Genomic DNA, 23,605 nt, shown 5'->3' with positions numbered 1-23,605 from the left:
GCCCGATAGCCGGTGCGGTGGATCGCGTAGTGCTGTCGAGAGGCGGAATTTCACGGGTACGCGCCCGCAGGTCACATTCCGTCGTCGCTGGTGCGGGCTTCTGCGTGGCGCGCGTCCGTGCCGTGTCCGATTCGGGCAAGCGCGCGCCTTACGAGACGTCGGACGCGGTCGACGCCTGGCAGCTCACCCCGAAGTCCGTAGGCTACGAGGTATTCGGCCCGGTGGGTACGGTGGCGGACATCAGCTATTTTGATGTCAACGCTGACCCGCAGCGGACGATTGCCTGCTCCATCGAGTTCACGACAAACAGCCCAGCTGTCGTTGGCGACGTTGCGGCGCAGGGCGACAGCAACTGCATTGGCTGCCGCATCGGGGTCGACGGTCATGGCAAAGCCGAAAGGATTTCGATCGAAGTGAACGCGTTCACCTACTGTCGGATCAAGGGCGCATGACCAGCCATCAATTGCGGCATGAGCACGCCGCGGCGACATTCGTCGCGCGGTTGGTCCGCCAGTTTTCGGTACCCGTCATTCTCGGGTGGTTGGCGATAACGGCGATCGTGACTCTGGCGATCCCCTCGCTCGAACACGTTGCCCGCGAGCATGCCGTGTCATTGGGAGCCAAAGACGCGCCGTCGGTCAGGGCGGCGGCGCGTATCGGGAAGGTATTCCAGGAGTCCAATTCCGACGCCATGGCGATGGTCGTCATCGAGGGCGACCATCAGCTCGGCGGCGACGCGCATCGTTACTACCAGGACATCGTCGGCCGGTTGAAAGCCGACCCGCGAGATGTTCAGCACATCCAGGACTTCTGGAGTGATCCGCTGACGGCTGCGGGCGCGCAGAGCGCCGACGGCAAAGCCGTCTATGTCCAGCTGAATCTTGTTGGTAATCAAGGTGAGACGTCGGCGAACGGCTCTGTTGCCGCCGTCCGGAAGATCGTCGACAGTGTCCCGGCGCCAAGGGGCGTGAAGGCCTATGTCACCGGGCCGGCCGCGGTCGCCGCCGACGGTCTGACGAGCGGCGACAAGACCGTCGCGAAGGTCATGATCGTCACGGCGGCGGTGATCTTCGTGATGTTGCTGTTCGTCTATCGGTCTTTCGTCACGGTGGCCTTGTTACTGGCGATGGTCGGCGTCGAATTGGCGGCTGCGCGCGGCATTGTCGCGTTCCTCGCCCTGCACGACGCGATCAGGCTGTCGACGTTTGCCACCAACATGCTGGTGTCGCTTGCGATCGCGGCCGGCACCGACTACGGCATCTTTTTCATCGGGCGCTATCACGAGGCACGTCACAACGGTGAGGACCGCGCAACCGCGTACCTCACCGCGTATCGCGGTGTCGCCCATGTGGTTTTGGCGTCCGGCCTGACCATCGCGGGAGCGACCTACTGCCTCAGCTTTGCCCGGCTGCCGGTCTTTCAGACGGTGGGCGCACCCTGCGCGGTTGGCATGCTGGTCGCCGTCGCGGTTGCGCTCACGCTGATTCCCGCTGTCATCGCGGTCGGCAGCCGGTTCGGGCTGCTGGAGCCCAAACGGCAGCACAGTGTGCACGGGTGGCGGCGCGTGGGCACCGCAGTAGTGCGTTGGCCGGCGCCGATTTTCGCGGCGACGTGCGCGGTCGCCATGGTCGGGCTGCTGGCGCTGCCGGGCTACAAGGTCAGCTACATCGACCGTGACTACATTCCCGGGGACACCCCGGGCAACATCGGCATGGCCGCCGCGGAAAGGCATTTCTCGCAAGCACGGATGATGCCCGAGGTCTTGATGATCGAGTCCGATCACGACATGCGCAATTCGGCGGACTTCCTGGTTTTGGACAGGCTGGCCAAGAGCATCTTCCGCGTCGAGGGCATCGCCCGGGTGCAAAGTGTCACGCGTCCGCAGGGCACCCCGCTCGAGCACACCTCCATCCCGTTCCTGCTGAGCATGCAGAGCGCCGGGCAGCTGCAGAACTTGCAGGTAGCCAAGGGCCGCCTCGACGACATGTCCAAGCTGGCCGACCAACTCGGCGGCACCATCACATCGTTGGAACGCGTGAACACTCTGATGAATCAGATGGTCGGCACCACACACCATGTCGCCGGCGTCACCAAGGACACGTTGGCCATTACCAACGAAGTACGGGACAGCATCGCCGATTTCGACGACACGTTCCGGCCACTGCGCAGCTACTTCTACGCCGATCCGCATTGCTACAACATCCCGATGTGCTGGGCCATTCGGTCGGCGTACAACGCCACCGACGGCGTGGACAAACTCAGCGAAAAGCTGGGCGAGCTCAGCAAGGACATCGACAGCGTCGACGCCGTCGTGCCGCAACTGGTTGCGCTGCTGCCACCGCAAATCGAGACCATGCGCAGTCTGCGGACCATGGTGCTGACCATGCACAGCACCATGTCCGGAATGTTCGACCAGGCGAACGAACTCAGCGACGACGCGACCGCGATGGGCAAGGACTTCGACGCCGCCAAGACCGGCGACTCCTTCTATCTGCCGCATGAGGTGTTCGCCAATCCGGACTTCCAGCGCGTCGAGAAGCTGTTCCTGTCGCCGGACGGCAAGGCGGCACGGTTCATCATCTCGCACAAGGGTGATCCCGCGACCGCCGAAGGGATGTCGCGCATCGACGCGATCAAGGCGGCGGCCTATGAGGCGCTCAAGGGTACCGCGCTAGAAGATGCCAAGGTCTACATCTCAGGCACCGCAGCGACTTTCAAGGATCTGCGGGAAGCTTCGAACTACGACTTCATGATCGCGGGCATCTCGTCGCTGTGCATGATCTTCATCATCATGCTGCTCATCACGCGCAGCCTGGTGGCCGCGCTGGTGATCGTCGGCACGGTCGCGCTGTCGCTGGGTGCGTCGTTCGGGATGTCGGTACTGCTGTGGCAGTACCTCTTCGGGGTCAGGCTGCACTGGCTTGTGATGGTGATGTCGGTGATCATCCTGTTGGCAGTCGGATCCGACTACAACCTCCTGCTGGTCGCGCGATTCAAAGAGGAGATCGGCGCCGGTCTCAAGACGGGCATCATCCGGGCCATGGGTGGCACCGGGCGGGTCGTGACGGCCGCCGGTCTGGTGTTCGCCTTCACCATGGCCTCGATGCTGGTCAGCGACAACCGCGCGGTCGGCCAGGTGGGTACGACCATCGGTCTGGGCCTGCTGTTTGACACGTTGGTGGTGCGGTCATTCCTGATGCCGTCCATCGCCGCGATGCTCGGCCGTTGGTTCTGGTGGCCGATGAACGTGCAGTCACGTCCGCCGCGAACGCGACGTCGGCCGGCGGCACCCGCGCCGGCCCGCGCGCACACCGACGTCACCGCGGCCCCGCCGTATTCCGCGCCCAGTGTGCAGCCTATGGCCGGCTTTCGGGCGGTTCAGCGCTCATAACCTGCACAATCGGCGGGCTTTGCCCCCGGGGTTGCGCTCAGCCGATCAGCGGAACGCCTGGTCGATGATCTCCTGCTGCTCGACGGCGTGCACCTTCGACGAACCCGACGACGGCGCCGACATCGCGCGCCGCGAAATCCGTTTGATGCCAGCCAGTTTGTCGGTGAACAGTTCGGGCAGCTCGAGGCCGAACCGGGGCCAGGCGCCCTGGTTGGCCGGCTCCTCCTGCACCCAGAAGTACTGGTTGACATTCGGGTAGCGGTCCAGCGTCTCGCTGAGCCGGTGGTAGGGCAGCGGCGCAAGCTGCTCGATGCGCACGATCGCGATGTCGTCCCGGTCGTCCTTGGCTTTGCGGGCGGCCAGCTCGTAGTAGATTTTGCCGCTGGTCAACAGCATCCGCGTGGCCTTGGCGCGATCGCCGACACCTTCGGTGTAGGTGGGCTCTTCGAGCACCGAGTGGAATTTGTCCTCGGTGAACGCCCGGATGTCGCTGACCGCGGCCTTGTTGCGCAGCATCGACTTCGGGGTGAAGACGATCAGCGGACGCTGCACGCCGTCCAGCGCGTGGCGACGCAGCAGATGGAAGTAGTTGGCCGGGGTCGACGGCACCGCGATCGTCATCGAGCCCTCCGCCCACAACTGCAGGAACCGTTCGATGCGGCCCGAGGTGTGGTCGGGTCCCTGGCCTTCGTGGCCGTGCGGCAGCAGCAGCACCACGGAAGACAGCTGGCCCCACTTGGCCTCGCCGGAGCTGATGAACTCGTCGATGATCGACTGGGCGCCGTTGACGAAGTCGCCGAACTGGCCCTCCCACAACACCAATGCGTCCGGGTTGCCGACCGTGTAGCCGTATTCGAAGCCGACGGCGGCGTACTCCGACAGCGGTGAGTCGAACACCATGAACTTGCCGCCGGTCGGGTTGCCGTCCTTGTCGATCGTCAGCAACTGCAGCGGGGTGAACTCTTCACCGGTCTGGCGGTCGATGATCACCGAATGCCGCTGGGAGAACGTGCCACGGCGGGTGTCCTGCCCGGACAACCGGATCAACTTGCCTTCGGACACCAGCGAACCCAGGGCGAGCAGCTCGCCAAAGGCCCAGTCGATCTTGCCCTCGTAGGCCATTTCGCGGCGCTTCTCCAGCACCGGTGTGACACGCGGGTGGGCGGCGAATCCCTCTGGCAGAGCCAGGAATGCGTCACCGATGCGGGCCAGCAGCGCCTTGTCCACCGCGGTGTCCAGTCCGGCCGCGAGCATCTGGTTGGACTCCACCGACATGCTGGCCTGCACGCCGTGCTTCTCCAGTTCGCGGACGTCGTTGAAGACCCGCTCGAGTTGGCCTTGGTAGTCGCGCAACGCGTCCTCGGCCTCTTTCATCGAGATGTCGCCGCGACCGATCAGCGCTTCGGTGTAGGTCTTGCGGACGCCACGTTTGACGTCGACGACGTCGTACATGTAGGGGTTTGTCATCGACGGGTCGTCGCCCTCGTTGTGCCCGCGGCGGCGGTAGCACAGCATGTCGATGATGACGTCCTTTTTGAACTTCTGCCGGAAGTCGACGGCCAGCCTGGCCACCCACACGCAGGCTTCCGGGTCGTCACCGTTGACGTGGAAGATCGGTGCGCCAATCATTTTCGCGACGTCGGTGCAGTACTCACTGGACCGCGAGTATTCCGGCGCGGTGGTGAACCCGATCTGGTTGTTGACGATGACGTGAATGGTGCCGCCGACCCGGTACCCGGGCAGCTTGGCCAAATTCAGTGTCTCGGCCACGACACCTTGGCCGGCGAAGGCCGCGTCACCGTGCAGCATCATCGGCACCACGGAGTTTCCGTGCTCACCCTCGCCTTTGTCCAGCAGGTCCTGCTTGGCCCGAACCAGACCCTCCAGCACCGGGTCGACGGCCTCGAGGTGCGACGGGTTCGCGGTGAGTGAGACCTGAATATCGTTGTCGCCGAACATCTGTATGTAGGCGCCGGTGGCGCCGAGGTGATACTTGACGTCCCCGGAGCCGTGTGCCTGGGCGGGGTTGAGGTTGCCTTCGAACTCGCTGAAGATCTGCGAGTAGGGCTTGCCGACGATGTTGGCCAGCACGTTGAGCCGGCCGCGGTGCGGCATGCCGATGACCACTTCGTCGAGCCCGTGCTCGGCGCACTGGTCGATCGCCGCATCCATCAGCGGGATGGTGCTCTCGGCGCCTTCGAGTGAGAACCGCTTCTGGCCAACGTATTTCGTCTGCAGGAACGTCTCGAACGCTTCGGCGGCATTGAGCTTGCTCAGGATGTATTTCTGCTGCGCCACAGTGGGTTTGACCTGCTTGGTCTCAACCCGCTCTTCCAGCCAGGCCAGCTGCTCGGGATCGAGGATATGGGTGTACTCGACGCCGATGTGGCGGCAGTAGGCGTCGCGCAGCAGGCCCAGAATGTCACGCAGCTTGCGGTATTCCCAGCCGCCGAAGCCGTTGACCTTGAACACCCGGTCGAGGTCCCACAGGGTGAGCCCGTGGGTGACTACCTCGAGGTCGGGGTGACTGCGGAACCTGGTGTTGTCCAACCGAAGTGGGTCGATGTCGGCCATCAGGTGACCGCGGTTGCGGTAGGCCGCGATCAACTCCATCACGCGGGCGTTCTTGTCGACGATCGAGTCGGGGTTGTCGGTGCTCCACCGAATGGGCAGATACGGCACGCCCATCTCGCGGAACAGTTCGTCCCAGAAGTCGTCGGCGAGCAGCAGTTCGTGGATGGTGCGCAGGAAGTCGCCCGACTCCGCGCCCTGGATGATGCGGTGGTCGTAGGTCGAGGTCAGGGTGATCAGCTTGCCGATTCCCAACTCGGCGATACGTTCTGCGCTGGCGCCCTGGAACTCGGCGGGGTACTCCATCGCCCCCACGCCGATGATCGCGCCCTGGCCCGCCATGAGTCGCGGCACCGAGTGCACGGTGCCGATGGTGCCCGGGTTGGTCAGCGAAATCGTCACGCCGGCAAAGTCTTCGGCGGTCAACTTTCCGTCACGGGCCCGCCGGACGATGTCTTCATACGCCGCGACGAACTGGCCGAAGCTCATGGTTTCGCAGCGCTTGATACCGGCGACAACCAGCGATCGCTTGCCGTCCTTGCCTTGCAAGTCGATGGCCAGGCCCAGGTTGACGTGCGCCGGGGTCACCGAGTTCGGCTTGCCGTCGATCTCGGCGTAGTGCCGGTTCATGTTCGGGAAGCTCTTGAGCGCCTGCACCAACGCGTAGCCCAGGATGTGAGTGAACGAAACCTTCCCGCCGCGGGTGCGCTTGAGCTGGTTGTTGATCACGACGCGGTTGTCGATCATCAGCTTGGCCGGGATGGCGCGAACGCTGGTCGCCGTCGGAAGCGCCAGCGATTGCGACATGTTCTTCACGACCGCCGCAGCCGCGCCGCGCAGCACCTGATTCTCGTCGCCTTCGGCGGGCGGGGGGCCGGCCGGCTTCGGCGCAGGCGCGTGAGCCACCGGTCGCGGGCTGCTTGGTGCGCCGTTGCCCGACGCGGCGGGCACGGGTGCGGCCTGCGGCGGGGCCGCCGTGGCCGGGCTCACCTCGGCCGACGCCTCACCCGTCGATTCGGGGTCGTAGTCGACCAAAAACTCATGCCAGCTTGCATCGACCGAGGAGGGGTCGTCGCGGAATTTGCGGTACATCTCCTCGACCAGCCATTCGTTCTGTCCGAAGGGTGAACTAGTACTGCTCACAGCAGTTGCTCGCCTCGATTCCTCTGTCCGGAAAACGCTTTGCCACGCTTGCCACTACTACCGTCGTCGCCGGGTCCTCCCTCGTGCCCGGCGGGCCGCCTCATAAAGGCTAACCCTTTGCCCGCGATCCGCCATGTGACCCCGTGCGGGGTTGGTGTGCCGTTACGCCACGCTCAGACCGCGTCGGAAACCGTCGGGAGCAAATGCAGGATGACCGGCCATTTCGCCGGCGGCGTCCCGAAGGCGTTGCGGGCGTTGCGGACGATCTTCTTGCCGGCCAGGCGGTTGCCGACGGCGCCGATCACGGCGCCGATGCCGACCGGCAGGATCTTACCGAAAAGCAGCGCACTGCGACGCAGTGTGAACCGTCGCACCGCGCGCTTGAGCAGTCGCGAGTTCAGCTGTGCCAGCGCCGGCATCGGCAGCGTCGCCACGCCTTCGGACAACCAGGCCCCGCTGGTGCGGCCGCCGCCGATCAGTTCGGTCATCGCCTGCTTGCTGTCGTCGCCGACCAGCACCGACAGCACCAGCGCACGGCGTCGCTCCCGTTCTCCGGTCGCGACTCCGTACACCGATGCGACTGCCAGCGTGAAGAACGCCGTCGCCTCTAAAAACACCGCCGTCTCACCGGCGGCGGCGGACAGCGCCGACAAGGTGCCCAACCCGGGTAGCACCGCGGCCGAGCCCACCGCTGCGCCGCTGGCCGTCACGGCTGCCACAAAGCGTTTTTCCAGCCTCGCGACAACCGCGGCCGGGTTGGCGTCAGGATCTAGGCGTCGCAGCCTCTCGACGTAGGCGGCCGCGGCCGGTCCCTGGATGCGGGAACTGCGCTCGATGATGGTGGCCAACGCCCGCGCCGACCGTTTGGGCTTGCCCTCGGTGGTCGCAGGCAATGAGCCGGTCGATGACCGGTTGCGTCGGGCGCTCATGGATGCCTCCGGGTTTGATGGCCCGGTTCCTCCCCGGGCCGCTTCGCGGCCCGCATCGTCGCTGGGCCGAAGTGCATTGGCCGGCTTCGTTGCGGGTGGTGACGTGCCTTCAGGCTAGCGCCGGTGCCGACGAACATGGGGCCAGGCTCGCATGCCGTCTGTCCGTTGGGAATAATCCTTGCTGGACGCGCGCGATGACTATGCGGACCCGCTCCCCGCTCGACGATGAGCCCGGCCGGCCCGCCAAGCCAATGGACAGTCGATGGCCTACCATCTCACCTTGTTGGGTATATCGGTGTTGTCGCTGCTCAGAGCGCATCCGATGCACGGCTGTGAGATGCTCCCGACCCTGCTGGAGCGGCATGTCGACCGCATGGTGAGCGCCTCGACGCGAGGCTTTGCCGGTTCATTGCGAGCCGGTCAGACACGGCTTTCCCACGCGGACGAGGTGAAGATATGACCGGAGTGACAATCAGCCGTCGGCCGGGCCGCGGCCCGGCGAAGGGGAACCGCGCCGAGGACGTCAACCCGTGGAACGCGCTGTGGGCGATGATGGTCGGCTTCTTCATGATCCTGCTCGACTCGACGATCGTCGCGGTCGCCAATCCCAGCATCATGGTCAAGCTCGGCACCAGCTACGACATGGTGATCTGGGTGACCAGTGCCTATCTGTTGGCCTACGCGGTCCCGCTGCTGGTGGCTGGTCGGCTCGGTGATCGATTCGGGCCCAAGAATCTGTATCTGGTCGGTCTGGCCGTGTTCACCGGTGCCTCCTTGTGGTGCGGGCTGTCGGGCACGATCGGGATGCTGATCACCGCGCGGGTGGCGCAGGGCCTCGGCGCCGCATTGATGAGTCCTCAGACGCTGTCGTTGATCACCCGAGTCTTTCCCGCCGAGCGCCGCGGGGTGGCCATGAGCGTGTGGGGCGCGACCGCCGGGGTGGCCACGCTGGTCGGACCGTTGGCGGGTGGGGTGCTGGTCGACTCGATGGGCTGGGCCTGGATCTTCTTTGTCAACGTCCCGATTGGGATTGTCGGCCTGGCGCTGGCGTTCTGGCTGGTCCCCGATCTGTCCACGCACAACCACCGCTTTGACCTGGTCGGGGTGACGCTGTCCGGGGTGGGAATGTTCCTGATCGTGTTCTCGCTGCAGGAAGGCCAGTCGCAGCACTGGGCGCCCTGGATCTGGGCGGTTTTGGTGGCGGGCGTCGGTTTCATGACGGCGTTCGTCTACTGGCAGTCGATCAGCAAGTTCGAACCGCTGATCCCGTTGGCCATCTTCGGTGACCGCGACTTCAGCCTGTGCAACGCCGCCGCCGTGGTCATCGCCTTCGCGGCCACCGGGATGATTTTGCCGCTGATGTTCTACGCCCAAGCGGTGTGTGGAATGTCGCCGACCCGCTCGGCCTTGTTGACCGCGCCGATGGCGATCACCAGCGGTGTGCTGGCGCCGCTGGCCGGCAAGCTGGTCGACCGGGTGCATCCGCGGCCGGTGATCGGGTTCGGCTTTTCGGCGCTGGCGATCGGACTGACCTGGCTCTCCATCGTGATGACGCCGTCGACCCCGATCTGGCAGTTGGTGCTGCCGTTCTTTGCGCTGGGCGTGGCGATGGCATTCATCTGGGCGCCGATCACCGCGACCGCGACCCGCAACCTGCCGCAGCGGTTCGCCGGCGCCAGTTCTGGGGTGTTCAACGCGACGCGGCAGGTGGGCGCCGTGCTGGGCAGCGCCGGCATGGCCTCGTTCATGACCTCGCGAATCACGGTCGCCCTGGGGCCGATGTCCGGCGGCGGCTCGGGACCACACGGCGGTTCGGGCGGCGGCCTGGAGTTGCCGGAGTTCTTGCACGTGCCGTTTGCCGCCGCGATGTCCCAGTCGATGTTGTTGCCGGCGTTCGTCGCGCTGTTCGGGATCTGCGCGGCGCTGTTTCTGGTCGGATCCACCCGGTCCCCGGATGATGTCGAGACGTCCGCCTCGACGGGTGAGCGCCCCGATGCGCCGACCCGGCGGGTACGGGTCAGGTCAAGCGCCACGGCGTTGGCGAGCGACGTCGACGGCTACCAGGACGGCTTCGAAGATGACGACGACTACGTCGAGTACACGCTGTCGCCGGCGCCCGCCGCGCGGCCGCGACCGTCGGGCCCTGCCGCCTCGCCGCCACGCCGCCCGACGCCCGCCGAGTCGTGGCGCGGCCAGCTCGACGACATGACGACGACCACGGAAATCGAGCCAATCGCCAACGGCCAGGGCCGCTTTGGTGTCGATGCCGACCGGCGCTACCGTCGCGACCCCTAGACCGTCGTGGCGTTGTCTCCGGCAGCTAGATCGCGGGCGCCGTCAATGCCAAGAACGCGCCGAGTTCGACCAGGCTGCCCGGCGCCGGCGGCAGGTAGTCGGTCAGCGTGTCGGCCCGGACAACCACGGCCGCGTACTGTGCTCGACTGATCGCCACGTTCAACCGATTGCGGTTGAGCAGGAACGGAATTCCGCGTGGGATGTCGTCGACGGACGAGGCTGTCATCGATACGATCGCCACCGGCGCCTCGGCGCCCTGGAACTTGTCGACGGTTCCCACCCGGACGTCGCCAAGGCCGGCGGAAGCCAACTGCCGGCGCAGCAGCAGCACTTGTGCGTTGTAGGGAGCCAGCACCAGTACGTCGGTGGACGCCAATGGCCGGATACCGTGCTCGCTTGTCCAGTCCAAGCCGACCAGCGTGTTGATCAGCTGAACGATCGCGTCCGCCTCTTCGGGGCTCTCGGTCGAATTGCGATCGTGGGCAACGCGCAGCACCTGCACCCCGGCCGGATAGCCGTGCAGGCGGCGCGCGGCGGTGACTTCGGTGTCCGGGCGCAGACGACCCCCGTAGGACAGCGCCGACACCGGAGCGCACACGGCGGGATGCATGCGACGTGAGCGGTGGAGGAAGTAGCCGCGCTCGGCGGGCAGCGTGCGGTGGTCTTCGATCAGCCAGCCCAGCGCGGACCCGTCGACCGGTTCGGGATGAGTGCCCTGGCTGACCTGCGGCAACTGCTGCGGATCGCCCAGCAGCAGCAGGTTGCCGGCCGACGCGGCCACCGCGATGGTGTTGGCCAGACAGAACTGGCCGGCTTCGTCGATCACCAACAGGTCGAGGCTTCCCGGCGGGACCCGCCCGGGGTTGGCGAAGTCCCAGGCGGTGCCGCCGATCACGCATCCTGATGTGTCGCTGATGAATGCCGGGTAGTCGTTCTTGCCGATCTGCCGCCATGCCGCACCCGGACGGTCGCCCTTCTTGGCCACCCGTGCCGGGTCGATCTCGGCGTCGATGGTGCCCTGCAGCAGGTTCTCCACCACCGCATGCGATTGCGCGACCACCCCGACCCGCCAACCATGATCGGTCACCAGTCGGGTGATGACGCGCGCCGCGGTGTAGGTCTTGCCGGTCCCGGGCGGCCCGTGCACCGCGATGTAGGACGAATCCAGGTCGAGCAGACCGGCGGTGATGTCGGCGATGAAATCGCCGCTGCGGGGAAGGTCGTCGCCGCTGCGGGTTCGTGGTCGGCGGCGGAGCAGGACGTCGATCACCGCGGTACGGGGGAGGCGTGGCAGGTTCGCCGCAACCTGGGCCGCTGCCGCGTCGATGGCCTGGCGCAGCGGCTTGGTGTTGACCGGGCCACCCGGCGTCAGCGCGAACGGGAGCTGGTGAAAAGTGTTGCCGTCGACCGGGGTCCGTTCGCAGATCACCACCGAGGTCGGGACCGTCGGGTCGTCGAAGCTGACGACTTCGGCGTGGCCGGCCGCGCGCCGGTCCGGGTTGTCGGTCAGCCCGGACGGGGCCGGTGGCTCGTAGAGCGCGAAGACCTTGTCGTTGAGCCCGCCGCGGGCCAATTCGCCGGTCAATCGAACCCGCCGCTGCAGTTTGCGGGTCCGGGGTGGCCTACTCCAGTCGACCTCGACGTCCGCTTCGCTGGCGATGAAAACGTCTGTCTCATCGGCCCATTCGTCGACGGGGTAATTCAGCCGGTCGAAGTGGGCCCACCAGAACGGCTTGTCTTCTCGTCGGTGGAAGCCGCGGGCCGCCGACACCAGCGCCACGGCTGTCTGCTCGGGAGTGCGGTCACCGGTCGCGGCGTCTTCGCTGAATCGCTGCAGGGTTGTCGCGAGCGGGTCGATGGCCTCGATGACGTCGCCATCGGAAACCGGTTGGGCACCGATCGGTGTGACGCCGTGCTCGGCGGCCTGGATGATCAGCCAATCACGCAATTCGCGGGTGGATTCGCAGTCGTACTGGTTGTAGCCCTCGATTTCCTTGAGGACGGCCGCCGCCCGACCCAGGTCGCCGCCGGAGCGCAGTTCGCTGTAGCGCGCATACTGCGTGATCGAGTCGGTGGCGGTGGTCACGTCACCTGAGCGCAGCCGGGATCCCATGTACAGCGGCTCCAACGCCTTCAGGCTCAGCGACTCGTTACCCGTACGAATGGTCTTGCGTACGATCGGATACAGGTCGACAAGCGTTCCGCTGCGCAGCAAGTCGTCGACGTCGTCTTCCCCCACGCCGTGACGACCGGCCAGCCGGAGCAGGGCCGTCTTCTCGTATGCGGCGTAGTGATAGATGTGCATGTTGGGAAAACGCGTGCGCCGCTCGGCAACCAGCGAAAGAAAGTCGGTGAGCGCCGTGCGTTCGTCGGGTCTGTCGTGTGCCCACAGCGGATGAAAAGCGCCCGCCTTGCCGCCTTCGAGAACGCCGAACAGATACTCCAGACCCCAGTCGACGCCGTCGGCGGTCCACAGCGGGTCACCCTCGAAATCGAAGAAGAGATCGCCCGCATCAGGCTCGGGGAGCAGCGTCAACGGTTGCGGGTCGGCGACCTCGAACTGTGGTGTGCCGATGTCGCGTTGGCGGATCTGGAGGGTGGCCTGGGCGACGAGTCCGGTGACCGAACGCGCGGACATGTTGGCAATCGGACCGGAGTGCCCGGCGAGGTCGGAGACGGTGACGAGACCGGCGTCGATCAGCTTGGCGCGCTGGCTGACTCGCAAGCCCGCGACGAGGAGCAGGTCGTCGGCGGCGCGCACCTGATCCGCGCAGACCGGGCACCGAAAGCAGGCCCGAACGCCGTCGTCGGTCCAGCGCGCCGGGGAGCCTGCGGCGTAGTGATCGTCGAGCAGGCGCTGCAGTCGCGCGCGTTGCTCGCGGTACACCGGGATCAGTTCGTCGACCTGGTAGTTGACCGCGGTGCCGTTACCGAGCAGCAATTCCGCTTCGGGGTGCACTGCGGTGCCGGCCTTGCGCAAGGTGTCCGCGTAGGCGGCGATCTGAAGCAGCGCAGTGACTTTCGCCGAGCGGGCCAGTTTGGTATCGGACACCTGATACCTGCCGTCGCGCAGCACCAGAAAATCGGCGAACCCGACGAAGCGGCCATCGAACATCGCGGCCTGGTAGATCACCGGTACGCCCTGGTCGATCTTGCGCCGGGTCTGTGTCGCGGCCGCGTTGATGTTCTCGCGGGTGAGGGGGGCGGGTCGGCCGATTACCGCGACGCCGCCGGCGTGCTCGTCGCGCAGGTGGTCGAGCCGGCGGCGTTCGTGCTCGTCACCGAGCGCCGCGGTGCGGTCCAACAGGTCGTCGGTGACGGTGACGTGTTGCCCACGACCGAGTTTGGCGTCGAAATCCCGCAGCAGGGCGTATTCACAGCGCGCCGCGGACGCGAGATCCGATGCGCTGAAGATGACAGTGTCGCCGGCCATGAACACAGCAGCCACTGTAGGTGGCCGCACCGACAACTCGGGCTCAGTTGGCGATCAGCTCCACCCCGTTGCCGTTCCAGCGGAACTTCACAATGCTGGGCAGGCCGATCCCGCCGGAGTAGCTCAGCGCCACCGTGTCACCGGTGCACTGCGAGTTGTCGAGACCGTTGAAGCCGTAGGTGTCGGGCACCCCTTGGGGCGGTATCAGCTTGCCGAGATGAAACAGCACCGCGCGGGTGTTGGGGCTCTCGGCGTTGGTGTTGGCCTTGACGATGACCGCGGACAGCTGCGCGCACTCGTTGAAGTTGCCGGCCAGCGGCTCGGGGTTCCACGGCTGGTGGCTGCGCGGATCCATCGGCAGCTCGGACACCCCGCGGGCGATCGCGGGATCGGCGAGGTTGACTGCGCAGGGGTCGACGGGCCCGGCGCTGGTCGGCGCGGCGGTCGCGGGCGGCGCTGCTGCCGTCGGCCGTGCGGCGGCGGTGGTGTGGCTGGTGGGCTCGGGAGTCTTCGCGACGGTCGAATCCCCCGATCCGCACCCGCTCAGCGGGGCGGCGAGCAGCGCGGCGGCGGTTATCCCGATCAGCCGCATTGGTGTCCACACAACGCCGCACGGTACCTTGACCAGCCCCGTCGACGCGGCAGGCGTGGCCGAGTGGCAGTCGACCACTAAGCTTTGACTCGACATGGACTCCCCGCATGATGACACCGTGACCTTCGCGGACCTGCAGATTCACCCGTCGGTGCTGCAGGCCCTTGCCGACGTCGGCTACGAGTCGCCGTCGGCGATTCAGGCAGCGACGATTCCGGCCCTGATGGCGGGCTCGGATGTGGTCGGTTTGGCCCAGACCGGAACGGGCAAGACGGCTGCGTTCGCGGTCCCTATCCTGTCCAAGATCGACACCAGCAACAGAGCCACCCAGGCGCTGGTGTTGGCCCCGACCCGGGAGCTGGCGCTGCAGGTGGCCGAGGCGTTCAGCCGCTACGGCACCCACCTGCCGCAGATCAACGTGCTGCCGATTTATGGCGGAGCGTCCTACACGACGCAGCTCGCCGGGCTGAAGCGCGGTGCGCAGGTGGTCGTCGGCACGCCCGGCCGCGTGATCGACCACCTCGAGCGCGGGACGCTGGACCTGTCCCACGTCGACTACCTGGTGCTCGACGAGGCCGACGAGATGCTGACGATGGGCTTCGCCGAGGAAGTCGAGCGGATCCTGGCCGAGACGCCGGAGTACAAACAGGTCGCGCTGTTCTCCGCGACCATGCCACCGGCGATCCGCAAGCTCAGCAACAAGTATCTGCACGACCCCACCGAGGTCAAGGTCGAGGCGAAAACCGCCACCGCTGAGAACATTGCACAGAGCTACATCCAGGTGGCCGGCCCGCGAAAAATGGACGCGTTGACCCGGGTCCTGGAGGTCGAGCCGTTCGAAGCGATGATCGTCTTTGTGCGCACCAAGCAGGCGACCGAAGAGGTCGCCGAAAAGCTGCGCGCCCGAGGCTTTTCCGCGTCTGCCATCAACGGTGACATCCCGCAGGCGGTGCGCGAGCGGACGATCACCGCTCTCAAAGAGGGCGGCGCCAAGGGCATCGACATCCTGGTCGCCACCGACGTCGCGGCCCGGGGATTGGACGTCGAGCGGATCTCGCATGTGGTCAACTACGACATTCCGCACGACAACGAGTCATATGTGCACCGCATCGGCCGGACGGGCCGGGCGGGACGGTCGGGTAACGCGCTGCTGTTCGTCTCGCCGCGTGAGCGCCACTTGCTGAAGTCCATTGAGAAGGCGACCCGGCAGAAGCTGACCGAGGCTCAACTGCCCAGCGTCGACGACGTGAACGCCCAGCGGGTGGCGAAGTTCGCCGACTCCATCACCGACAGCCTCGGCTCGCCCGGGCTGGAATTGTTCCGTCGCCTGGTCGCGGATTACGAACGCGAGCACGATGTTCCGATGGCCGACATCGCCGCGGCGCTGGCGCTGCAGTCGCGCGACGGCGAAGACTTTCTGATGTCGCCCGAATCTCCCGCCGAGCGCCGGCAACGCGAGCACCAGGACCGGCCGGCCAAACCCGTTCGCAGCTTCGGCGACGGATCCACGAAGGGTCTCGCCACGTACCGCATCGCGGTCGGCAAGCGGCACAAGATCGGACCGGGTGCGATCGTCGGCGCCATCGCCAACGAGGGCGGACTGCACCGCAGCGACTTCGGCCACATCACCATCAAACCGGATTTCTCGCTCGTGGAACTGCCGGCAAAATTGCCCCGGGCGACACTCAAAGCCCTTGAGAACACTCGTATCTCCGGTCAGCTGATCAATCTGCAACCGGATCGGGCTCCGGACAAGAACCGCCGCGGCGGTCGTGGCGCGCCGCGGCGGGACCACAAGGGATGACCCGGGCCGACACCTCGGCGCAGGGCGGGCTCGAGCAGGTGGCCGGGCCGGATCGGGTCGCCTCGCTGACTGGTGTCCGTGGTGTCGCAGCACTTCTCGTGGTCGGTACCCACGCGGCTTACACCACCGGAAAATACATCGAGGGTTATTACGGCCTGATGTGTTCGCGAATGGAGATCGGCGTCCCGATTTTCTTTGTGCTGTCCGGCTTCTTGTTGTTCCGGCCCTGGGTGAAGTCGGTGGCGACCGGCGGACCGGAGCCGTCGATCCGGCGCTACGCCTGGCATCGGGTGCGGCGCATCATGCCGGCCTACGTCGTCACGGTGTTGATCGCCTACGCCATCTACCACTTTCGGCATGTCGGGCCCAATTACGGGCACACCTGGTTCGGACTGTTCCGCAATCTGACGCTGACGCAGATCTACACCTTCAACTACATGCGCGGGTACTTGCATCAGGGGCTGACCCAGATGTGGAGCCTGGCCGTGGAAGGATCGTTCTACGTTGTTCTTCCGCTGCTGGCCTACCTGCTCGTGGTGGTGCTGTGCCGGCGGCAGTGGCGCCCCAAGCTGTTGCTGGCCGGGATCGCGGCGCTCGCGCTGATCACCCCGCTATGGCTAGTCGGCGTCCACCTGCTCACGTCGATTCCCAACGGCGCCCGGTTGTGGTTACCCACCTATCTCATCTGGTTTCTCGCCGGCATGGCGTTGACCGTGCTGCAGCGAATGGGAGTGCGCTGCTACGGGTTTGTCGCCCTGCCGATCGCGGCGATCTGCTATCTCATCGCGTCGACTCCTCTTGCCGGTGATCCGACGACGTCGCCGCTCGGGATGTCGCAAGCGCTGTACAAGGCGGTGTTCTACGCGGCGATCGCGGCACTGGCGGTCGCGCCGTTGGCGCTCGGCAACGAGGGTCTCTACGCTCGCTTACTGGCCAGTCGACCGATGGTATGGCTCGGCGAGATCTCCTACGAAATCTTCTTGATCCATTTGGTGACAATGGAATTCGCGATGGTCTACATCCTGCAGGATCACGTGTACACCGGTTCGATGGCCGGGTTGTTCGTGGCGACCACGGCCATCACGATTCCGCCGGCCTGGTTGCTGCACCGGTTCACCCGGGTGCGCGACTGAACTCGTCTGCGGGCACCACGACGGGGGCGACGAACTCGGTGAGCATCGCCCGCTCGTCGGCCTCATCGTGGCCGGGGAAGATCAGCAGCGATGTGATCGCGCGGACCAGCCACCGACCGCGGGCGGTGACGTTCGCCGGCTGGTCGTCGCCCAGCGAGGTGACGAATGCGGTGGCCAGACCGGTGATCACGTCGGACTCCTCGGCCAGCTCGGCGCCGAGTGGGCCCGAGGCCGTCGCGAACCAGGCTGACAGCGCCGGGCTTTGGCGCACCAGCCGAAGTGTGGTGACGATGCCGGTGACCAGACGTTCCTGAGGGTCTTCGATGTGGTCGACGTCGATCGACTCCGACAGCCGGAGGGTTTCGCGGGCGACGTAGGCGCTGCGCAGCGCCTCCCGGTTCTCGAAGTAGCGGTACAGCGTCGCGCGCGAACACCCGGCGGCTTTGGCGATTTCATGCATGCCGACCGAACCGGGATCGTGGTGGGTGAACAACTCCTCGGCGGCGTCGAGGATCCGGTCGGCGGCGACTTGGTTGCGGCGCTCGCCGATCCAAGCGTTGGCCGGCATCTAGGCGACCCGAAACGGTACCGACAGCGGGCGACGCACATAGCTGCCGCCGGCCCAGACGATGCCGTGCTCGTCGACCTCGAAATCGGGGCAGCGGGAGAGCAGTTCGGTCAATGCGACCCGCGATTGCATGCGCGCCGCGGCCGCGCCCAGGCAGTGGTGGGCGCCATGGCTGAAGGTCAAGATGTTACGCGGGTGCCGCCGCACGTCGAGTTCACCGGCATCCGAACCGAATTGGCGCTCGTCGCGGTTACCGGATCCGTAAACTAGCAGCACCCGACGGCCTCGCGGGACGGTGGTGTCGCCGATGGTGACGTCGCGGGTAGCGGTGCGGGCCAACGCCTGCACCGGTGAGGTCAGTCGCAGAAACTCGTCGACGGAAGCCGGGATCAGATCCGGGTTCTCGACGAGCAGGCGCCGCTGATCAGGCCGCTGGTGCAGCAACTGGACCGCGCCGCCCAGCATGCCGGTGGTGGTGTCGTTTCCGCCGGTGACCATCGTGAAGACGAACGCCAGGATCGACAGCGTGCCGGCGATATTTCCGTCGGCCCCGACACCTGCGGCGACCAGATGCGAGACAGTGTCGTCCGCAGGTTCGCAGCGGCGGCGTTCGATCAACTCGGTGAAGTAGGCCATCATCGAGCCGACCGCCTCGCCGACGGTCTCCAGGGCGCCCGCGACGCCGCCCTCGGCGGTGTTGGCCGCGACGATGGCGTCGGTCCAGCCGTCGAACTGGCCGCGGTCTTCGTCGGGGACGCCGAGGTAGTGGGCCACGACCATCGACGGCAGCGGCTTGAACAAATCGGCAACGATATCTCCTTCGCCGCCGTCGGCCAGCAGCCGTTCGAGGCGTTCGACGACGAATTCGCGGACCTTCGGCTCGACGGCCTCCACCTGTCGCGGGGTGAACCCGCGGGCCACCAGCTTGCGGAACTCGGTGTGCACCGGCGGATCCTGCATCACCATCGGCGGATTGTCGGCCAGCCCAATCATTTCCAGCTCGCCGTAATTGACGGTCAAGCCCTGCGCCGACGAGAACGTCTCGTGGTCTCTTGCCGCGGCCCAGATGTCGGCGTGGCGGGTCAGCACGTAGTAATCGTCGGCGGGTTTGCTGTGCGGCACCACGTGATGCACCGGGTCGTGATCGCGCAGGTCGCGGTACATCGGCCACGGGTTGGCCCACGTCTCAGCGGTCGCGAGCCGGAACTGCGGAGCGCGAGACAAAGTGGCTGTCATGTCTTATTGCTACGACATGGGAGTGGATATGTCAACGATGGCCTTCGGGAGGCGGGCTTCGGTTACGCGACGACGGGGCTGTTTCTCCAGGAGTCTGAAGTCGATCAGCCAGCGGCAGCTTGATGCGCAGTCCGTCAGTACCGCCGACGGCAATCGCCTGGTGCGCTACGCGAGTGTGGGTGGCCGTCGCGGTTGGTTCGCCGTTGCCGAGGTTGCGGTTGTAGTAGGGGTGCGCACCGCTGGCAACGAGCAGCCGAAGGCGATGCCCGGGAGCGAACCGATGGCCGACAGGGCCGAGGTCGATGTCGACGGGAACGCCGACGTGAAGGACGGGATCCGTTACGCGGAGGATGCCGTCGGTGACGCTTTGCACCGGCCCGCTGCCGAAGACGTCCCGCAATCGCAAGTACAGGTCTGCGCTGGGGGCGTCTGAGTACGACCGGCGCCCTGCCGAGACCCTTTGGGAGAGCGAGGATTCCGGCTAGTTCGAGACCGTCATCAACAGTGACGGTCACTGAGTCGTCGAGTTCGACCTGGTGTGGACCGAGGGGACCGTATTGCTCCGCGATCCGCCGCCGATGCTCCGCTTGAACGGTCGTCGTACTCATCGCAGGTGCACCACGATCTTGCCGTGAACGTGCCGCTGGGCCTGGAGTGTGACGGCGTCTCGGATCTCATCGACGGGAAAGCCGGCGGCGATCGGCACGGTGAGGACACCCGAGGCGATCGCGGCGGTGAGGGTATCCATGTTCTCCGGCCGTGCTCCAGCTGCTCCTGTGGCGTGCACACCTTCGGGGAGGTCGGTGCCGACCGCAACGACGGCGATTCGTTGCGGCGCTACGCCGAGCGCCAGTGCCGCTTCGACGGTCTCCGTCCCGAACAGGTCGATAGCAGCGGTCACACCGGCAGGGGCAATCTCGCGAACTTGCTCTACGAGTCCGGCTCCATAGGCGACGGGCCGCGCGCCGAGCCCCCGGAGAAAGTCGAAGGTTCCCTCGGATGCGGTGCCGATGACGGTCGCGCCCGCCAGCCGCGCGAGCTGCGTAGCAAACACGCCGACACCGCCCGCCGCGGCGCCGATGAGCACGACGTCTCCCGGCTGGAGATCGACGGCGTCCACTGCCGCGGACGCGGTCATGCCGGCTACGGAGAGCGTGCTCGCCACCTCGTCGCTGACTCCTTCGGGGGTGTGCCAAAGCGCGCCGACTGGCTGGACGACGACGTAGTCGGCGACAGCCTTGCCGATTGCGGCGCCGAAGACGCGGTCGCCGACCGCGAAACCTGCGACTCCATAACCAACTTCGTCGACGGTGCCGGCCAAGTCGGATCCGAAGCCGGCCGGGACGCTGATGCCGAACGCGGCCGCCAGTTCGGGCCGCGCGGCGATCCCCCAGTCCATCGGGTTCAGGCCGGCAGAGGCCACCCGGATGCGAACCTCGCCGGGGCCGGCATGCGGCTCGGGTACCTCTCTGACTTGGAGGACTTCGGGGCCTCCGAACGATTCATAGATCACGGCGATACCCACGACCACCTCCCAAGGCTCAGTGATAGGACTTAGTCCCGTCACTGTATACCCGATGACGGGACTAAGTGCCATAAGATGGGGTCCCATGGCCCGTTGGCAACCCAATGCACGTGAACGACTCGTCGCCGCAGCGCTCGAACTGTTCGCCGAACAAGGCTATGAGCAGACGACCGTGGTGCAGATCGCCGAACGTGCCGGGCTCACCAAGAGCACCTTTTTCCGTCATTACCCCGACAAACGTGAAGTGCTCTTCGGCGGAAACACCGTGGCCGCATTGGTTGAAGACGCCATCCTGGGCGCGCCGGCCGAGTTGCCACCGATGGCAGTGGTTGCTCACGCCCTGGACGAGGTCGGACGGCACGTCTTCACCCCCGAGCGCCGCGAATTCGCGGTCAGGAGACAGGCGGTCATCGATGCCAGCTCAGAACTGCGGGAACGGGAGGCCCTCAAGGGCCTGAGTCTGATCGCGTCGATAACCGAGTCGCTTCGGCGCCGTGGTTGCGCGGATCTCACTGCTGCCGCCGCCGCCCGGTTGGGCGCGCTGGCCTGGCAGATCGCGTTCCAACGCTGGAGTGCCGCAGCGCCCGATGACGAATTTGGGGTCCTCGCTCGACAGGCGGTAGAAGAGTTACGCACTGCCGGCCTTTATTGACGCGCTGCGCTCAGCCAGGCAGGCGTTGGCCGTTGCTAGACGGCGGGTGTGGGCGTGAAGAAGATCTCCCTGACCTCGCGTAGCGCGTAGAACACGAGCACGTAGCCGGCGAGCGGATCGGCCCACCACCAACCGGCGAGGCTGTTGAGGAGCAGGCCGAGCAGCACGGCCGCTGAGAGCAGGCCGTCGATCAGGGTGACGCGGCCTTCGGTGCTCAGCACTGGATTGCCCAGGGCGGCACCGGTTCGCGCCTTGCCGGCCGCGAGTGCGAACATCGCCGCAGCGGTGACCGCGGTCCACGCAATGCCCAGGCGGGAATGCTCAGGATGAAAACTGTTGACCAGCACTAGCGTTGACTGAACCAGCAGGTAGAGCGCCAACGCCCCGAAGGCGGCGCCGATGAGCCGCAGCGCGAACCGCTGCCGGGCCTCCCCGGTCCCGGAGAGCTCCCAGATCACGACCACCGAGGCGCCGATCTCGATCAGCGAGTCCAGGCCGAACCCAGCCAGCGCCACCGATTTGGCGGTGATGGCAGCCACCGCCAGGATCACGATGCCGACGACATTCCAGGCCAGGGTGATGTATTCGAGGGCGAAGCCGCGCCGCAGCAGCTTTCGGTGTGCGGCCACGTCGAAGTCAGTCATCGCAGTCAGTCTCACATACCCGGCGAGGTGGGACGGCGGGCCGTCACCTCTCGCCGGCCGGGCCCTGCAGCTCGCAGATCACCACCGGGATGTCGCGCGTGGTCCGTCGCTGATATCCGGCGTAACCCTGGTAAGCCGCAACGATCTTCGGCCACAGCTCGGCCTTCTCCGCCGCGTCGGCGGTCCGCGCGTGCACTTTCCGCCGTTCACCGTTCATCACGATCTCGGCGTCCGGGTGGGCCTGCAGATTCTGGTACCAGTCGGGGTTGCGGTCGTCGCCGCCCTTGGATGCCACGAGCACCACGCGGTGGTCGTCGTGAACCGGCGCGGTCAGGTAGCAGGAGCGGGGGAGCCCGGACTTGCGTCCGGTGGTGTGAAGTTCGACCAGTGGCATCCCGAACGGCTGGGCCAGCAGCCGGTGCCCGGTGGTCTTCAGGACGACGCGGTGCGCGAAGTTCATCAGCTTGGCGCTGCTGTCCATGATGGTATTGCGATTCATTGCGGGTGCCTCCTGTGCGGTCAATGCTTTGTCGATGTCGCAGCGCCGAATTGTCGCTCGAAGGTGGGCACATCGAACGCCGTCTCCCGGGGAGGCTGCTGTGACACAAGTGCCTAGACGCCCGCGCCGGGGTTCAAGATCCCCATGGGATCGAGCGCGTCCTTGATGCGACGGTTCAACGCCATCGCTTCCGGTCCGAGGTAGCCGTCCAGCCACGGACGCTTCAGCCGTCCGACGCCGTGCTCTCCGGTGATCGTGCCGCCGAGACCCAATGCGAGATCCATGATTTCGCCGTAGGCCAACTGTGCCCGCTCGGTCATCGCCGCGTCGTCGGGGTTGTAGACGATCAGCGGGTGGGTGTTGCCGTCGCCGGCGTGCGCGATCACCGCGATCATCAGGTCACGCGCGGCGGCGATCCGCTCGATCCCGCTGACCAGCGCGGCCAGCGCCGGAACCGGCACGCCGACATCCTCGAGGAGCAGCGGCCCCTTCTCCTCGACCGCCGGAATCGCGAATCGCCGCGCCGCTACAAAGGCTTCACCCTCGTCCGGGTCGTCGGTCGAAAAGACTTCCGTCGCACCGAATTCGGTGAAAGTCGCGGCCATGAACTCGGCGTCTTCGCCGCGGCCGCGGCCGCGTTCGTCGGAGGCGCCCACCAGCATCGCGGCCGACCCGCGGTCCAGGCCCATCCGCAGCTTGTCCTCAACGGCGTTGATGGTCGCGCGGTCCATGAATTCCAGCATCGCCGGGCGCAGTCGCGAGGTCACCCCGAGCACCGCCTGGGCCGCGGCCTCCACCGACGCGAAGTTGGCCACGACCGTGCTCAACGGCTGCTGGGCCGGCATCAGCCGCAACGTCACCTCGGTGATCACGCCCAGCACGCCCTCGCTGCCGACGAACAACTTGGTCAGCGAAAGGCCGGCAACGTCTTTCAGCCGGGGCCCACCAAGCCGGACCGCGGTGCCGTCGGCCAAAACCACCTGCACGCCGAGCACGTAGTCGGTCGTCACGCCGTACTTGACGCAGCACAGCCCGCCCGCATTGGTGGCGATGTTGCCGCCGATGCTGCAGATCTCATACGACGACGGGTCCGGCGGATACCACAGGCCGTATTCGGCGACGGTCTTCTTCACTTCCGCGTTGAGCAGTCCCGGTTGGCAGACCGCGGTGCGGGTGACCGGATCGACGAC

The 23,605-nt window shown here is 66.3% G+C and carries 18 protein-coding genes; 7 read left to right on the top strand and 11 right to left on the bottom strand.

Annotated features, from left to right (window positions below):
* Positions 1-47 precede the first annotated feature (47 nt).
* Together AC2VOG_RS02970 and AC2VOG_RS02965 are read left to right on the top strand one after the other, a co-directional pair.
* On the top strand, positions 48-452 hold the full coding sequence (locus tag AC2VOG_RS02970; RefSeq protein ID WP_486938429.1) for an MmpS family transport accessory protein: 405 nt from the start codon (positions 48-50) through the stop codon (positions 450-452).
* Complete coding sequence (locus tag AC2VOG_RS02965) at positions 449-3,391, top strand: MMPL/RND family transporter (protein ID WP_486938426.1); 2,943 nt, start codon at positions 449-451, stop codon at positions 3,389-3,391. The genes AC2VOG_RS02970 and AC2VOG_RS02965 overlap by 4 nt, the downstream gene beginning before the upstream one ends.
* Before the next feature lie 45 nt (positions 3,392-3,436).
* Here the strand turns inward: AC2VOG_RS02965 and AC2VOG_RS02960 are convergent, their stop codons facing one another.
* Together AC2VOG_RS02960 and AC2VOG_RS02955 are read right to left on the bottom strand one after the other, a co-directional pair.
* A complete protein-coding gene (locus AC2VOG_RS02960; protein WP_486938425.1) occupies positions 3,437-7,105 on the bottom strand; it encodes a multifunctional oxoglutarate decarboxylase/oxoglutarate dehydrogenase thiamine pyrophosphate-binding subunit/dihydrolipoyllysine-residue succinyltransferase subunit in 3,669 nt (1,222 codons plus the stop codon).
* A 173-nt stretch (positions 7,106-7,278) separates the two neighbouring features.
* The gene (locus tag AC2VOG_RS02955) at positions 7,279-8,034 is read right to left on the bottom strand and encodes a hypothetical protein (protein WP_486938424.1); all 756 of its coding nucleotides are present in this window, start codon (positions 8,032-8,034) and stop codon (positions 7,279-7,281) included.
* A gap of 262 nt (positions 8,035-8,296) precedes the next feature.
* On the opposite strand from AC2VOG_RS02955, the gene AC2VOG_RS02950 reads away from it, so the two are divergent.
* A complete protein-coding gene (locus AC2VOG_RS02950) occupies positions 8,297-8,494 on the top strand; it encodes a hypothetical protein (RefSeq protein WP_486938423.1) in 198 nt (65 codons plus the stop codon).
* Positions 8,491-10,329 carry an MFS transporter gene (locus AC2VOG_RS02945; protein WP_486938422.1) on the top strand — a complete coding sequence of 613 codons (1,839 nt, stop codon included), beginning with the start codon at positions 8,491-8,493 and terminating at the stop codon, positions 10,327-10,329. Before AC2VOG_RS02950 ends, AC2VOG_RS02945 begins: the two co-directional genes overlap by 4 nt.
* Positions 10,330-10,354: 25 nt before the next feature.
* On the opposite strand, the gene AC2VOG_RS02940 is transcribed toward AC2VOG_RS02945, so the two are convergent.
* Positions 10,355-13,768: a TM0106 family RecB-like putative nuclease gene (locus AC2VOG_RS02940; RefSeq protein ID WP_486938421.1), complete on the bottom strand. Its 3,414-nt coding sequence runs from the start codon at positions 13,766-13,768 to the stop codon at positions 10,355-10,357.
* A gap of 37 nt (positions 13,769-13,805) precedes the next feature.
* Positions 13,806-14,354, bottom strand: coding sequence for an LppP/LprE family lipoprotein (locus tag AC2VOG_RS02935; RefSeq protein WP_486938428.1), 549 nt, complete (start codon positions 14,352-14,354; stop codon positions 13,806-13,808).
* A gap of 94 nt (positions 14,355-14,448) precedes the next feature.
* Between AC2VOG_RS02935 and AC2VOG_RS02930 the strand changes: the two genes are divergently transcribed.
* Positions 14,449-16,158: a DEAD/DEAH box helicase gene (locus AC2VOG_RS02930; RefSeq protein ID WP_486938420.1), complete on the top strand. Its 1,710-nt coding sequence runs from the start codon at positions 14,449-14,451 to the stop codon at positions 16,156-16,158.
* Entirely contained in the window at positions 16,155-17,291 is a 1,137-nt protein-coding gene (locus AC2VOG_RS02925) for an acyltransferase family protein (RefSeq protein WP_486938419.1), read from the top strand. Before AC2VOG_RS02930 ends, AC2VOG_RS02925 begins: the two co-directional genes overlap by 4 nt.
* Here AC2VOG_RS02925 and AC2VOG_RS02920 read toward each other — a convergent pair.
* The 4 genes from AC2VOG_RS02920 to AC2VOG_RS02905 all read right to left on the bottom strand — a co-directional run bounded on the left by AC2VOG_RS02920 (position 17,272) and on the right by AC2VOG_RS02905 (position 20,620).
* A complete protein-coding gene (locus tag AC2VOG_RS02920; RefSeq protein ID WP_486938418.1) occupies positions 17,272-17,859 on the bottom strand; it encodes a TetR/AcrR family transcriptional regulator in 588 nt (195 codons plus the stop codon). The genes AC2VOG_RS02925 and AC2VOG_RS02920 overlap by 20 nt on opposite strands.
* On the bottom strand, positions 17,860-19,095 hold the full coding sequence (locus AC2VOG_RS02915) for a cytochrome P450 (RefSeq protein ID WP_486938417.1): 1,236 nt from the start codon (positions 19,093-19,095) through the stop codon (positions 17,860-17,862).
* Positions 19,096-19,126: 31 nt separating this feature from the next.
* The gene (locus tag AC2VOG_RS02910; protein ID WP_486938427.1) at positions 19,127-19,468 is read right to left on the bottom strand and encodes a CocE/NonD family hydrolase C-terminal non-catalytic domain-containing protein; all 342 of its coding nucleotides are present in this window, start codon (positions 19,466-19,468) and stop codon (positions 19,127-19,129) included.
* A 231-nt stretch (positions 19,469-19,699) separates the two neighbouring features.
* A complete protein-coding gene (locus AC2VOG_RS02905) occupies positions 19,700-20,620 on the bottom strand; it encodes an NADP-dependent oxidoreductase (RefSeq protein WP_486938416.1) in 921 nt (306 codons plus the stop codon).
* 85 nt (positions 20,621-20,705) lie between these two features.
* Here AC2VOG_RS02905 and AC2VOG_RS02900 point away from each other — a divergent pair, with 85 nt between their 5' ends.
* Positions 20,706-21,272, top strand: coding sequence for a TetR/AcrR family transcriptional regulator (locus AC2VOG_RS02900; protein WP_486938415.1), 567 nt, complete (start codon positions 20,706-20,708; stop codon positions 21,270-21,272).
* A gap of 35 nt (positions 21,273-21,307) precedes the next feature.
* Here the strand turns inward: AC2VOG_RS02900 and AC2VOG_RS02895 are convergent, their stop codons facing one another.
* The 3 genes from AC2VOG_RS02895 to AC2VOG_RS02885 form a co-directional block, all read right to left on the bottom strand.
* On the bottom strand, positions 21,308-21,916 hold the full coding sequence (locus tag AC2VOG_RS02895) for a cation efflux transmembrane domain-containing protein (protein ID WP_486938414.1): 609 nt from the start codon (positions 21,914-21,916) through the stop codon (positions 21,308-21,310).
* Between the two features lie 43 nt (positions 21,917-21,959).
* On the bottom strand, positions 21,960-22,415 hold the full coding sequence (locus tag AC2VOG_RS02890) for a nitroreductase family deazaflavin-dependent oxidoreductase (protein WP_486938413.1): 456 nt from the start codon (positions 22,413-22,415) through the stop codon (positions 21,960-21,962).
* 113 nt (positions 22,416-22,528) lie between these two features.
* On the bottom strand, positions 22,529-23,605 hold a 1,077-nt coding region (locus AC2VOG_RS02885), incomplete at its 5' end, for an FAD-binding oxidoreductase (protein ID WP_486938412.1).

It is taken from the genome of Mycobacterium sp. TH-M11 (genome assembly GCF_057473725.1).
Note: the sequence above shows the minus strand (reverse complement) of the source record. Positions and strands in the feature narration are given on the sequence as shown.

Excerpts from the sequence above, each read along its gene's own strand:
- AC2VOG_RS02965 (WP_486938426.1), top strand. The coding sequence starts at position 449 with ATGACCAGCCATCAATTGCGGCATGAGCACGCCGCGGCGACATTCGTC.
- AC2VOG_RS02955 (WP_486938424.1), bottom strand. The coding sequence starts at position 8,034 with ATGAGCGCCCGACGCAACCGGTCATCGACCGGCTCATTGCCTGCGACC.
- AC2VOG_RS02950 (WP_486938423.1), top strand. The coding sequence starts at position 8,297 with ATGGCCTACCATCTCACCTTGTTGGGTATATCGGTGTTGTCGCTGCTC.
- AC2VOG_RS02945 (WP_486938422.1), top strand. The coding sequence starts at position 8,491 with ATGACCGGAGTGACAATCAGCCGTCGGCCGGGCCGCGGCCCGGCGAAG.
- AC2VOG_RS02935 (WP_486938428.1), bottom strand. The coding sequence starts at position 14,354 with ATGCGGCTGATCGGGATAACCGCCGCCGCGCTGCTCGCCGCCCCGCTG.
- AC2VOG_RS02930 (WP_486938420.1), top strand. The coding sequence starts at position 14,449 with ATGGACTCCCCGCATGATGACACCGTGACCTTCGCGGACCTGCAGATT.
- AC2VOG_RS02925 (WP_486938419.1), top strand. The coding sequence starts at position 16,155 with ATGACCCGGGCCGACACCTCGGCGCAGGGCGGGCTCGAGCAGGTGGCC.
- AC2VOG_RS02920 (WP_486938418.1), bottom strand. The coding sequence starts at position 17,859 with ATGCCGGCCAACGCTTGGATCGGCGAGCGCCGCAACCAAGTCGCCGCC.
- AC2VOG_RS02915 (WP_486938417.1), bottom strand. The coding sequence starts at position 19,095 with ATGACAGCCACTTTGTCTCGCGCTCCGCAGTTCCGGCTCGCGACCGCT.
- AC2VOG_RS02900 (WP_486938415.1), top strand. The coding sequence starts at position 20,706 with ATGGCCCGTTGGCAACCCAATGCACGTGAACGACTCGTCGCCGCAGCG.
- AC2VOG_RS02895 (WP_486938414.1), bottom strand. The coding sequence starts at position 21,916 with ATGACTGACTTCGACGTGGCCGCACACCGAAAGCTGCTGCGGCGCGGC.
- AC2VOG_RS02890 (WP_486938413.1), bottom strand. The coding sequence starts at position 22,415 with ATGAATCGCAATACCATCATGGACAGCAGCGCCAAGCTGATGAACTTC.